The organism is Vibrio sp. 10N.286.48.B8 (assembly GCF_003050085.1).
GTDB classification, from domain to species: Bacteria; Pseudomonadota; Gammaproteobacteria; order Enterobacterales; family Vibrionaceae; genus Vibrio; species Vibrio crassostreae.
Map to the genome: position 1 here is coordinate 102,086 of NZ_PIGD01000006.1, position 12,406 is coordinate 114,491.

Here is a 12,406-nt window from a genome sequence, read left to right on the forward strand (position 1 = left end):
TTGAGAGCTGAGGCTCGTTTTCTTTGATTTGAACGGTGTTTTTTATTATGCTTTAAAGCAGATTTATTGTGGTTTGATGCGGCATAGCGCATACTCAAAGCATTAAAAAATAAATGTTTTATCGGAGAGAAACATGGCTGAAGAAACCATTTTTAGTAAGATCATCAATAAAGAAATCCCTGCAGATCTACTATACCAAGACGATTTAGTAACCGCATTTCGTGATATTAACCCTCGCGCGCCAAGCCATATCCTAATAATCCCTAACAAGTTGATTCCAACAACTAACGATGTTGAAGTCGAAGATGAAGCGATGATGGGCCGCATGTTTACCGTTGCTCGGAAGTTAGCAAAAGAAGAAGGCATCGCAGAAGATGGCTATCGTCTTATCGTGAACTGCAACTCTCACGGTGGCCAAGAGGTTTATCATATTCACATGCACTTGGTTGGTGGCCGTCCACTTGGTCCGCTATTAATGAGCTAATAAAAAGTTAATGAGCTAATGAAAAGCTAACGAGTTACTGAAAGTTAATGAGCTAGTTTAAACGAGATCATTAGCGGGTTAACACTAGTAGTTAGTTGGAAAATTTGTAGTTTGTATGCCAACTTTAAGTTCTATCTGTTGTCTGAATATCGGCATCGCCTAGGCAGAGGCTAAATCAGTAGGGTTTCAACTGGCTTGAGATCCTTTTTACAATACGTTTCGTTTTGATAATGAGACCACGAAAGGTCAGCAGACCCTAACAAAGTTGGCATTTTAAACATGCACGGAGACGATAAGTGAAGCAACAGTTTAGATTCGCTTCAATTGCCCTGTTATCGGCGTTGACCGTAGGTTGTGCGAGTATTTCTGCAGGAAGCCTATTTAGTCATTACAGCGCACAAAACAAAGCGATCTACCAAGCCGTTAAATCTGGAGATTATTCAGAGGCTCAGCAAGAGCTACCAGATTACGCGGCAGGCGACATCCTTGATAACTTTGAAAGAGGCAGAATTAACCTGCTGGATCAAAAATATCCTGAGAGTAAGTCTTCGTTTGAAGTGGCTGATCAGGCGGTTACTGAGCAGCAACGAAAAGCCGTAATCTCAATCTCAGACAGTGCAACCAGCGTGGGTGCGTTGGCTGTGAATGACAATATTACCGAGTATGTGCCAGCCGATTATGAGTTGGGCTTTCTTCATCTCTATCTCGGTTTAAATTACCTCAAGAAAAATGATTTAGAAGGTGCGGTGATCGAAATGCGTCGCGCCAACCAAGTGCAAGAGCAAGCGAAGAAGCAACGCGAAGCTGAGTTAGACCGGGCAGCTAACGATGCGAAGAAGCAAGGTTTGTCTGCCAATGTCGGTAGCATCCTTGCCAACTACCCAGATGCGGGTAAAAAACTGCAGTCGGTACAGAATGCATATCTGATGTTCTTGTCTGGTCTGCTTTATGAAGCTTCGAATGATCTAAACAGCGCTTATGTTGATTATCGTCGTGCTTTGGCTGTGATGCCAGATAACCAAGAAATCATCGACAGAACCATGGCGACAGCCGCTCGTTTAGGGATGCGACAAGATTTAGCGACACTAGAAAAACGTTATAAGCAGTCTTCTAAACTTAATGTAGGTGAAGGGAGAGTAATTGTTCTTCAAGAACAGAGCGCTGTGCAAGCTATGGACAGTTGGCGACTAGATTTACCTGTTTATGACAGTCGCGATCAGGGAGCGATATACTCTCTTGCGCTGCCATATTACCCGAGCCAAAACGTAGAGCGTTTTTCTGCATTGCGAATCAGTGGGCAGCCGCTACAAGAGCATTTGATTACCGATGTAAATGCAATGGCTCAAAACGATTTATCTGAGCGTATGACGAGCATTGTTATTCGCCAAGCGCTACGTGTGGTTGCGAAAGATCGCATTCGTAAAGAAGCCACCAAAGGCGATGATGTCGGTAATATTCTGTTCAACGTGTGGAACACACTGACAGAGCAACCAGACACTCGCAGTTGGCAATCTTTACCAGCAGAGATTAAGAGCAGCACGTTTGTAGCAAACAGTGGTCAATATACGTTGGAGGCTGGCGCTAAAACGTATGACTTTGATATTCGAGAGGGGCAGACCACCTTGGTGTGGATTTCTCGACAAGGAAACAACGCAACAATGTGGCATAAACAGCTAGGGAGGCTGTAATGAAAAAGTGGTTAGTGAGCTTAGCAGCGGTTATGGCTCTGGCTGGTTGTGCTGATAATACAGCTGGTGTAAGGGTCGATAGTCTGACTCAGAACGTTTTCTTTGGTGACAATGTATTGGGCAGCCGCTTACAAGTTGAAGATATCCGCACTGATTTAGTCGACGGTCATACGCGAGGAATCGTTCGTTTAAACAGTAACTATAAAGGCGATCAACATATCCTTTATCGTTTTTACTGGTACGACGATGCCGGCCTTGAGGTCAACCTAAAGCAAGGCCCTTGGAAGCAAGCGATTGTGCGTGGCTTTGAAAGTATTTCGTTGTCGGAAGTGTCGGTAAACCCGAAAGCGACTCAGTTTAGAGTTCAGTTCCGAGAGCAGTAAGTTAGATAAAACGGATCTAATGGTTCGTAAATATAAGAATTTAAGAGTGTGGGTAACCCCACTCAGTGATAAGTTGAGGAAACAAAATGAAAAAGAGTGTCATTGCGCTACTAGGTTTAGCGGTTATTTTAAGCGGTTGTTCGAACAAGGTAAGCTACGGTGATGCACAAGCAGTAGAAACCACGACAATCGATTTCGGTTCAACTGACCTTCAAACGATTGCGGGTGAAATGGTCGATAGCATGATGGCGTCTGGTTCAGTGGCTTACATTACTCGTGAACAGCGTCCAATCGTGTTCGTTGAGCGAATCAAGAACAAAACAAGTGAGCACATCGATACTGAGTCAATCACTGACACAATCAGTACTAAAATGTTGAATTCTGGTAAGTTCCGTTTCGTTGATATGGATCGTGTTGAGTCTGTTCGTGATCAACTGAACTTCCAAAACAACGATGAGCTTGTAAACCAAAGTTCAGCGATTCAGTTTGGTAAAATGGTGGGCGCTCAGTATATGTTGTACGGCAACCTATCAAGCATCGTTAAGAAAGCGGGTAGCGATGAAGACGTATACTACAAAATGACGATGCGCCTAATGGATCTTGAGTCTGGCTTGATTGAGTGGGCTGACGAGACTGAAATCCGTAAGCAACAATCTAACAGCCTTCTAGGCCTTTAATTTCGCTTACTTGCCAACTAACGCAGCCAGTTTTGACAGCGCTAGTCTTGGCTGCGCATAGTTTGGCCACATATAGCTTGGTCACACGCCAATGCAGTGCATGATGTGCTGTTTATGAAGAGACACTGGCTTTTGGTCAGTGTCTTTTTTTAGGGAAATGAAGACGTTTATAGGGAATGAGCAATGGCAATTTTTTCTTGGTCTGAGGCTAAGCTTCTTGATACCAGTCTGAGTTCGCTTGATGGTTACTTTTCTGAGCCTCCAGTTAGAGCTCAGACATTAACAGGCGGTTTGACCAATCGATGTTGGAAATTGGTTGATGTCGATGGCACTGCGTATGTTTGGCGGCCAACCACAGCTATCACTAAAGCCTTCTTCATCTCTCGTCATGAAGAGTACCAAGTGTTGTCGGCAATTGAGCGTCTCGGCATCGGGCCAAGCCCAGTGGTGGTGAATGAACAGGGTTTATTGGTTGAGTGGATTGCAGGTGAGACACTTTACGAAGATCTAGAGATCGATGACCTGTTGAAAACGCTGATCTCTGTGCATCTGGTCAATACTGCGCGATTACCACTGCAACCATTCAGTTTCACAGCGCGAGTCGACCACTATTGGCTGCAGCTTGATGCGATTCATAAGACCGAAGCCTGCACTAAGGTTTATCAAGAGTGGCGCGTGGCCCCGAGTGTTACCAATGTCGACCTGTCTTTGTGCCATTTTGATTTAGGTGGTTATAACCTAGTGAGAAACAGTAACGGTATTAAGATTATCGACTGGGAATACTCTGCGCTAGCAGACCCTAGGCTCGATTTAACCTTGACCATTGCGGTTACTGGAGTGCCGGCTACTGAAGCGGTTGAGAAGTACTGTCAGCTGCGAGGTATCCATGATGTTCAGCCTTGGCTAGATGGTGTAGCAGCGTGGTTACCAAGAAGCCAAATGATGGCGATGCTTTGGTATTTACTTGCTCATCAGCTTTGGGGCGATGAAAGTTATTTGCAGGAAGCAGAGGCTCTGAGTCACACTTTATGTAGCTAGGATCACGTTTAGGAAGTGAAAAATATAATTTCTCAGCTGTTACCTTTAAAACCTTGTTTTTCGTGTTAGATTGATCAAAACGTACCAATATTCAACGGGGGAGGTACAATGATTATCTATCTACATGGCTTCGACTCAACAAGCCCGGGCAATCACGAAAAAATACTGCAGTTGCAATTCATTGATGATGACGTTCGTTTCATCAACTACAGTACTTTGCATCCAAAACACGATATGCAGCATTTGCTAAAAGAAGTGCATAAAGTGATAGAGCAATCAGATGATCCGCATCCAATTATTTGTGGTGTAGGTTTAGGTGGTTTCTGGTCTGAGCGCATTGGTTTCTTGTGTGGTATTAAGCAGGTGATTTTCAATCCAAACTTGCAACCTGAAAACAACATGGTAGGTCGAATTGACCGTCCTGAAGAGTACGAAGATATTGCGACCAAGTGTGTTGAGCAGTACCGTATGAAGAACAAAGGTCGCTGTTTAGTGGTGCTTTCTCGTGAAGATGAAATTCACGACAATAGCAAAACAGCCGCTGCACTCGAAGATTACTACGACGTAATCTGGGACGAGAAAGAGAGTCACAAATTCAAAAAAATCTCTCAACATCTTCAGGCAATGAAAGCGTTTAAGAACGCTTAATTACTCCGGTTATTTTATAAAAGCAGCACTCATTTGGGTGCTGCTTTTTCACATCTGAATCTTAGATATTGGTATTGATAAAACAGTTGTATATGTTTTATCGGTCGGTTTGTGCATTTATAGATAAGTTTGCGCAAACGTTAACTAATTAGCCGCGAATCCTCATTGTGGGTAAGGATTTTTGTTGCGGTCATCTTTTTGCTATATATAATGTTCTTAAGCAAAATATTTTGATAAATATCAAAAAAAATTGAGAGCGAGTGAAAAACTTGCCCATAATTTGCGTTCTATCTCTCAGCTAGACGCCTTTTTTATCCATGTGAGCAAAGCGACAAACGAATGTTTGTTGTTTGTTATCCCTCTAACTACTCGGTTAGCTGTCGTTATTCTTTTTCGCGGTTATCCAATATGTCACAGCCTTATCAACAAGGCCGAGTAGATACATAGAATTTATCGGTTGGAGTAATCGAGCCGAACCCCATTTATTCATTTTGTAGAGGATTGTCATTGTGACAAAAATTATCGTAGTAGGCGGCGGTGCTGGTGGTTTAGAGCTAGCAACTAAGCTAGGCCGAACTTTAGGTCGTAAGAAGCGTGCCCAGATCACTCTGGTAGACCGTAAAGCAAGCCACCTATGGAAACCATTACTTCATGAAGTAGCAACTGGCTCACTGGATGAAGGTGTTGATGCATTAAGCTACCGCGCACATGCAAAAAACCATTACTTCGACTTCCAAATGGGCAGCCTGAACGACATCGATCGTGAACGTAAAGTGATTGCACTGAGCGAACTGAAAGATGAGCACGGCGAATTGCTGATGCCAAGTCGTGAACTTGAATACGACATTCTTGTTATGGCACTAGGTTCAACGTCGAACGACTTCAACACTCCAGGTGTTCGTGACAACTGTATTTTCCTTGATAGCCCAGAACAAGCGCACCGTTTCCGTACTGAAATGAATAACCAGTTCTTAAAGCTTCACGCTAAGAACGGTCAAGGTACGGTAGACATCGCGATTGTTGGCGCGGGTGCAACAGGTGTTGAGCTTTCTGCAGAGCTACATAACGCAGTAAAAGAGCTTCGTACTTACGGCTTCGGTGATCTAGATTCAAGCAAGCTGAACGTGAACCTAGTTGAAGCGGGTGAGCGTATTCTTCCGGCTCTACCTCCTCGTATTTCAAGCGCAGCACACTCTGAGCTAACGAAGCTTGGTGTGAATGTTCGTACTAATACTATGGTGACTCAGGCGGACTCTGACGGCCTAACAACCAAAGATGGCGACAAGATCCCAGCACAAATCATGGTATGGGCAGCAGGTATCAAAGCACCAGACTTCATGAAAGATATCGGTGGTCTTGAAACCAACCGTATCAACCAGTTGGTTGTGAAAAACACGCTGCAAACAACACTGGATGACAACATCTTTGCTATCGGTGACTTGGCACAATGTACCCAAGCAGATGGTTCATTTGTTCCACCACGTGCACAAGCGGCTCACCAAATGGCAAGCTGTGCATTCAGCAACATCATTGCTAAGCTGAACGGTCGTGACCTAAAAGACTACATCTACAAAGATAAAGGCTCACTGGTTTCGTTAAGCCGTTTCTCTACCGTAGGTAGCTTGATGGGTAACTTAACTAAAGGTTCGATGATGGTTGAAGGTCGTATTGCTCGTGTGGTTTACATCTCTTTGTACCGTATGCACCAAATGGCGCTTCACGGCTTAATCAAAACATCACTGATGATGCTGGTTGGTCGTATTAACCGTGTACTTCGTCCAAACCTAAAGCTTCACTAATCAGGTAAGCCTTATAAGGGCATTTCGCTGATAATAAAAAAGAGCTCTTCGGAGCTCTTTTTTGATCGTGTTGATTGAGTACTATCGCTGGTTGCAACTAATTGAAGTAGTTAAGAGGTTGGAGGTAGCACAGAATAAACCACGCCATCTTTCGGTTTACCGTTAAACAGAAATCGATTCTTGGCAATGGTTTCTCGCTCAGCGCCACACTTCTCTATCAGCTTTTGGCTTGGTAGGTTCTCGGTATCGCAGACAATCTCCAAGCGCGTTAACTTCAGTTGCGCAAAGCAAAATTCAAACAAGGCCAGCATCGCTTCTTTGGCTATTCCTCTCCTTTGAAAGTCATCACTCACCCAATAACCTAAACTCGCCATATTGAAGGTGTGATAAAGCTCATTGATCGCCACCATTCCGACCAGCTTATCGGTTTTTCGCTCAAAAATACCAAAACCAAACGCGTCGGCTTTCACCCAGTTCAGGCGAGTTGCTAGAATAAACTTCTCGGCTTCGACGATAGAAAACTCATCGTGGCACCAATCTACCCAAGGTAATAAACTCGGTGAAGATTTGATCAGCTGAGCAAACTCTTGAGCATCTGAGGCTTCAATGATTTTGAGGCTTAGATTTTGTGTATTGATCTGAAAGTCTGGGCTCATAGGACGTACCAAATAACATGTAATGGCTAATAAAACGCCCTCACAATGGAGGGCGTATTGAATGCTTAATACAACTTCAATTCTTTATATCAAGTTCCACTCTCTATAAGAATAGTTGAGCTGCTAGCTGAAGACTGATTACGTGGTTTATTGAGCGACGCGACGTACTTGAATCACCATGCCAAGAAGCGGGTGGTCTAGGTAGTGAGTCTCTGTACTGCGCATGCGACGTTTTTGGTCCATGCGGTAGCTTTTAAGGAACTCTTGCACTTCAACGGTCGGAGAGATCTCAGTAAGGTTACCCACCTGAACATTGCTCTCTGCACCACTTACTGGCGAGTCTAGCTCGATTTGCTGTTCTTGCAGCGTCACTTCACGAACGCTTGGCGCTTTTAAATCCAGAGTCGTTTCAGCATATAGATAGTGCTGTACGTAGATCTGTAGCTTGCCGTCTAATTCGTAAAGCGGTTTATCAATAGTCTCTTCTTGGAAGCCATCTGGGTTTGATGCAGTGACAGCACCTTTCTCAGAGCCGTCGGCATTAAACTGTTTAGAGAAGTCTTTACCTGCTTGAATGTGGAAAACAGGTGCTGAACTTTTACCTTGGTCACCTTGACGCCAAGCAGTGTGCATCAGAACTTCAAAGCCTGCGTGTTTGCGTAGCTTGTCCTTCTGAGGCGTTAACTTGTATTCCGAGTAAGGAAGCATCTGCACGCCTTTCTTCGCTCGGTACTGGGTATCTTGAAATGAACCAACGCGCTCAAGTGAAATCTTAGGCTGTGTGTTTGGCCAAGATTCATTTACTTTTTCTGCATCAACAGCGCGCTTAAAAATGATCACTTCTATATCAAATTGTCTCTGTGCCAAACTTGGCAGTGAGACGAACAATAGTAGCAGTGGGATCAGTCTTTTCATTTTTACTCCGTCTTCCAGCCGAACTATCGGCTGGATAATTTATATGTGCAGTGGATTGGGTCTTATGCTGAAGGCAGCAAGTTTTGTCTGAATTCGTCCAATAAATCACTAACAAATTGAATTCGTTTCCGTCTGTCGACCAATGGTATCGTAAACTTGAACTTAGTTGGTCCTTCCATTGAAAACTTTTGCGGTTGAGATTGCAACAGTTTAACAAGGTAGTTCGGGTTTATGTCAGCATCCGGGTAGAATTCGATAAATCCGCCTTTATCGTGCGCTTCAATTTTCTTGGCTTTGATAGATGCCGCCGCTAACTTAAGCTCGGAAACCGATAATAAGTTCTTGGTTGCATCAGGAAGAATACCGAAGCGGTCGATAAGCTCGACTTTTAGCTCTGCAAGTTCATCCGTGTCACTCACGCTCGCAATACGCTTGTATGTTGATAAACGCGTGTTGATGTCTGGAATATAGTCGTCTGGCAATAGTGCAGGCAGACGCATCTCAATTTCAGTTTGTTCACGCAATAGATCATCAAGTGAAGGCTCTCTACCTTCTTTCAATGCTTCTACTGCTTGCTCAAGCATCTCCATGTACAAGGTGAAACCAACCGACTGGATTTGACCACTTTGCTCATCGCCTAATAGCTCGCCAGCACCACGAATCTCTAAGTCATGGGTTGCTAGCGTAAAGCCTGCACCTAAGTCTTCAAGTGAAGCAATGGCGTCCAATCGTTTGACCGCGTCTTTGGTCATTGCTTTCGGGGGAGGTGTTAGCAAGTAGGCATAAGCTTGGTGGTGAGAACGGCCCACACGACCACGCAATTGGTGTAGCTGAGCTAAACCAAGGTTATCGGCTCTGTCCATCAAGATGGTATTAGCTGTTGGTACATCGATACCGGTTTCGATGATGGTTGTACACACCAACATGTTAAATCGCTGGTGGTAGAAGTCATTCATGATGCGTTCCAGTTCGCGCTCTCGCATCTGGCCATGAGCCACGGTAACGCGCGCTTCTGGAATCAGCTTCTGTAGTGACTCTGCTGTTTTCTCAATCGTGTCGACTTGGTTGTGCAGGAAGTAAACTTGCCCACCACGCATAATTTCACGCAGCACCGCTTCTCTGACGATCGCATCATCACTCTCGCGAACGAAGGTTTTAATTGCCAAGCGTCGTGCGGGTGGTGTTGCGATGATAGACAAATCACGCATACCACTCATTGCCATGTTCAGCGTTCGCGGGATTGGTGTAGCAGTGAGCGTTAGGATGTCGACATCCGCACGCATTGCTTTCACTTTCTCTTTCTGACGCACACCGAAGCGGTGTTCTTCATCGACAACCAGCAAGCCAAGGTCTTTAAACTTAATATCGCTAGAAAGAAGCTTGTGAGTCCCCACCAAGATGTCGACCTTACCCTCGGCGACATCTTGCATGATCAGCTTTTGCTCTTTAGCTGATTTGAATCGGGATAGAACTTCAACACGAATCGGCAAGTTGGCGAAACGGTCCCTGAAGTTTTCGAAGTGTTGCTGAGCAAGCAGGGTAGTAGGGACTAAAACCGCCACTTGCTTGCTGTTATCGGTACACACGAATGCCGCGCGCATCGCCACTTCTGTCTTACCAAAGCCCACATCACCACACACTAGGCGGTCCATGGCTTTTGCTTGGCACATGTCAGACATCACTGCATTGATGGCCATAGCTTGGTCATCGGTTTCTTCAAATGGGAAACCAGACTTGAAAGTCGCGTATTGGCCACGGTCGAGCACAAATTTGTAGCCAGGTTTCAGCTCACGCTTAGCGTAAACATCAAGTAGCTCCGCTGCAACATCACGGACTTTCTCTGCGGCGCGTTTACGAGCTTTTTGCCACGCTTCGCCACCGAGTTTATGCAGTGGTGCAGAATCTTCAGCGCCACCAGAGTAACGCCCGATTAAGTTCAAAGACGCAACTGGCACGTAGAGCTTGGCATCGTTTTGATACTCAAGCGTTACGTATTCGGTTTTCATGCCGCCGGCTTCGAGTGTTTGCAAGCCGATGTAACGACCAATACCGTGGTCAATGTGCACAACAGGCTGACCCGGTTTAAGTTCTGCCAAGTGGCGAATTACGGTATCGCTATTAACGCTTTTCTTATCTTTCTTACGACGCTGAACAACACGATCGCCAAGTAAGTCGCTTTCACAGATAAGGGCGATGTTGTGCTCTTCATGGATAAAACCGTGTTCAGCAGAGCCAAGGATCAGGCTGAACTTATCTTTGCCTTTAATCGCTTCGTCGAGGTTTTCAACTTCGCTTGGACGAACTTTAATGCCTCGAAGCAACTCACTCAGAGCCTCACGGCGACCTTCAGACTCAACTGAAAAAACCACTTTGCCTTCGAAGGCTTCAGTGAACTTTCTTAGGTTTGCGAGTGGCTCTTTATTCTGATGCTGAACACTGAGGTCAGGCAATGTCACGACCGGTAAGTTAGTGCGGCCTGCTTTCTCTTCAATCGAATCTAGGCTTAGGTTGACTTGTGGCTTCTGTTTGAAGTGTGCGAATAGCTCGTCTTTCTTTAGCCATAGTTGTTCAGGTGTCAGCAGTGGTCGTAATGGATCAACACCGCGCTGTTCGTATCTGTGAGTAACATCAGCAAGGAAAGAATCAACAGCTGTTTCTACGTCACCAAGAACTAAGAGTTGCGCTTCATCGGCAACGTAATCAAACAAGGTTTCTGTGTGATCGAAGAACAGCGGTTGCCAATACTCAATACCAGCAGGCCAAGTCCCTTTTGAAACCTGCATATAAACCGATTCTGGTTCGCGGCGCGCATCAAACTGTTGGCGCCAACGAATACGGAAATCTTCAATCGCTGTTTCCGAGGTTGGAAACTCATGAGCAGGTAGAAGGCGAATCTCGGAGATATCTTCGATAGAGCGTTGATTCTCAGGATCGAAGGTACGAATCGTATCGATTTCATCATCAAAGAAGTCTATACGATATGGGTCTTTACTGCCCATTGGGAATAGGTCGAGAATAGAACCACGGCTTGCGTATTCACCTGGGCCAAACACTTGATCAACGTAACGATAGCCTGACTTTTCAAGCTGCAAGCGCAGTTTCTCAAGCGAGTAGAGATCGCCCGTTTTCACCATTAGAGTGTGCTGCAGCAAAAAGTCGCGCGGTGACTGGCGTTGCAATAACGTGCTGATCGGAACGATCGTGATGCCATTTTTTAGCGTTGGCAGGGCGTAAAGGCGTGCGATACGATCTGAGATGATCTCTTGGTGCGGCGAAAAGCTGTCGTAAGGCAGTGTTTCCCAGTCTGGGAATAGTGCGACTTCATGTGCCGTAAACTGTTCAATTTCAGATTGTAGCTTAAGTGCGACTTGTGGGTCTGGCACTGCAAGTACGGTATGGCTGTTGTGCTGCTCTGCGAGTTTAGCAATGGCCAGAGCGAGAGACGAACCGACTAGGTTACCGATATGCTTTTTGTCACCGGCACCTTTAAGTTTAGGTAGTGTAAATATGGATTTTTTGGTCATGTTAATTTACTTGTTATCTCGGTCTAGAGAGCGTTGACGCAAGAGTTTCTGTTGTTGATGAAGTGCCGCTTTAATTAGCAGGTCTTGGTCGGTATCGCGAAGATGAGCGTATTTAAATTTGATTTCGAAACCTGAGTCTTTCGCTTCGCTAGCAAATACTTCTGCGTAGCAATAAATGGCTGCTGCTGGGTGCTCTAGGAAAAGTTTGGCTTTTACTAAGCGACCCGGTTCGATGTCTACTTTTGAAAAGCAGGAAAACTGACTCGCACCAAATGAATAGGTGTGAGTACGAAATTTCTCATCATCTTGCTGCGATAACATAAAGCTCAACAAGAGGTTTAATTTCGAGTTTTGTGCATCCAATAAACTGGTGACATTCTTCAAGTCGCTGTTTTTCAGTTCAGCACGAGCGCTGTCAGCTAACAGATCCAATTGGCTAAATTCACTTGCCACCACAAATGGTGCTGGGATCTCAGATTCGAATTGAATTTGAGAGGGTAAAGTGAAGCCGCTGTCCATTGGTTCAATATTAGCGGTAAGGCTATGGTGAACGGTGAAAAACTCTTGTTCTGTCATGCGTTAGTTCCTTGAAGT

At 45.0% G+C, this 12,406-nt stretch carries 11 protein-coding genes; 7 read left to right on the plus strand and 4 right to left on the minus strand.

What is annotated here, in order from left to right; genetic code table 11:
* Positions 1–133 precede the first annotated feature (133 nt).
* The 7 genes from hinT to CWO08_RS09440 all read left to right on the plus strand — a co-directional run bounded on the left by hinT (position 134) and on the right by CWO08_RS09440 (position 6,717).
* On the plus strand, positions 134–484 hold the full coding sequence (gene hinT / locus CWO08_RS09410) for a purine nucleoside phosphoramidase (protein ID WP_004736268.1): 351 nt from the start codon (positions 134–136) through the stop codon (positions 482–484).
* A 296-nt stretch (positions 485–780) separates the two neighbouring features.
* On the plus strand, positions 781–2,172 hold the full coding sequence (locus CWO08_RS09415; protein WP_102478373.1) for a COG3014 family protein: 1,392 nt from the start codon (positions 781–783) through the stop codon (positions 2,170–2,172).
* Complete coding sequence (locus tag CWO08_RS09420) at positions 2,172–2,555, plus strand: YcfL family protein (RefSeq protein ID WP_019822451.1); 384 nt, start codon at positions 2,172–2,174, stop codon at positions 2,553–2,555. Before CWO08_RS09415 ends, CWO08_RS09420 begins: the two co-directional genes overlap by 1 nt.
* A gap of 86 nt (positions 2,556–2,641) precedes the next feature.
* Positions 2,642–3,232, plus strand: coding sequence for a penicillin-binding protein activator LpoB (gene lpoB / locus CWO08_RS09425; protein ID WP_108020343.1), 591 nt, complete (start codon positions 2,642–2,644; stop codon positions 3,230–3,232).
* 183 nt (positions 3,233–3,415) lie between these two features.
* On the plus strand, positions 3,416–4,270 hold the full coding sequence (locus CWO08_RS09430; RefSeq protein WP_102478374.1) for a phosphotransferase: 855 nt from the start codon (positions 3,416–3,418) through the stop codon (positions 4,268–4,270).
* A gap of 108 nt (positions 4,271–4,378) precedes the next feature.
* A complete protein-coding gene (gene ycfP, locus CWO08_RS09435) occupies positions 4,379–4,918 on the plus strand; it encodes an alpha/beta hydrolase YcfP (RefSeq protein WP_048658279.1) in 540 nt (179 codons plus the stop codon).
* Positions 4,919–5,427: 509 nt separating this feature from the next.
* A complete protein-coding gene (locus CWO08_RS09440) occupies positions 5,428–6,717 on the plus strand; it encodes an NAD(P)/FAD-dependent oxidoreductase (protein ID WP_048658280.1) in 1,290 nt (429 codons plus the stop codon).
* Positions 6,718–6,827: 110 nt separating this feature from the next.
* Here the strand turns inward: CWO08_RS09440 and CWO08_RS09445 are convergent, their stop codons facing one another.
* The 4 genes from CWO08_RS09445 to CWO08_RS09460 all read right to left on the minus strand — a co-directional run bounded on the left by CWO08_RS09445 (position 6,828) and on the right by CWO08_RS09460 (position 12,388).
* Positions 6,828–7,373, minus strand: coding sequence for a GNAT family N-acetyltransferase (locus CWO08_RS09445; RefSeq protein WP_048658281.1), 546 nt, complete (start codon positions 7,371–7,373; stop codon positions 6,828–6,830).
* Between the two features lie 147 nt (positions 7,374–7,520).
* A complete protein-coding gene (locus CWO08_RS09450) occupies positions 7,521–8,288 on the minus strand; it encodes a peptidoglycan binding protein CsiV (RefSeq protein ID WP_086712213.1) in 768 nt (255 codons plus the stop codon).
* Positions 8,289–8,350: 62 nt separating this feature from the next.
* Positions 8,351–11,812 (minus strand): transcription-repair coupling factor, encoded by a 3,462-nt coding sequence (gene mfd, locus CWO08_RS09455; protein ID WP_108020344.1) that lies wholly within the window; start codon positions 11,810–11,812, stop codon positions 8,351–8,353.
* Positions 11,813–11,818: 6 nt separating this feature from the next.
* Positions 11,819–12,388 (minus strand): hypothetical protein, encoded by a 570-nt coding sequence (locus CWO08_RS09460; RefSeq protein ID WP_048658284.1) that lies wholly within the window; start codon positions 12,386–12,388, stop codon positions 11,819–11,821.
* Positions 12,389–12,406: the final 18 nt, after the last annotated feature.

Coding starts and splice junctions, on each gene's coding strand:
- hinT (WP_004736268.1), top strand. CDS start 134: ATGGCTGAAGAAACCATTTTTAGTAAGATCATCAATAAAGAAATCCCT.
- CWO08_RS09420 (WP_019822451.1), top strand. CDS start 2,172: ATGAAAAAGTGGTTAGTGAGCTTAGCAGCGGTTATGGCTCTGGCTGGT.
- lpoB (WP_108020343.1), top strand. CDS start 2,642: ATGAAAAAGAGTGTCATTGCGCTACTAGGTTTAGCGGTTATTTTAAGC.
- CWO08_RS09430 (WP_102478374.1), top strand. CDS start 3,416: ATGGCAATTTTTTCTTGGTCTGAGGCTAAGCTTCTTGATACCAGTCTG.
- ycfP (WP_048658279.1), top strand. CDS start 4,379: ATGATTATCTATCTACATGGCTTCGACTCAACAAGCCCGGGCAATCAC.
- CWO08_RS09445 (WP_048658281.1), bottom strand. CDS start 7,373: ATGAGCCCAGACTTTCAGATCAATACACAAAATCTAAGCCTCAAAATC.
- CWO08_RS09450 (WP_086712213.1), bottom strand. CDS start 8,288: ATGAAAAGACTGATCCCACTGCTACTATTGTTCGTCTCACTGCCAAGT.
- mfd (WP_108020344.1), bottom strand. CDS start 11,812: ATGACCAAAAAATCCATATTTACACTACCTAAACTTAAAGGTGCCGGT.
- CWO08_RS09460 (WP_048658284.1), bottom strand. CDS start 12,388: ATGACAGAACAAGAGTTTTTCACCGTTCACCATAGCCTTACCGCTAAT.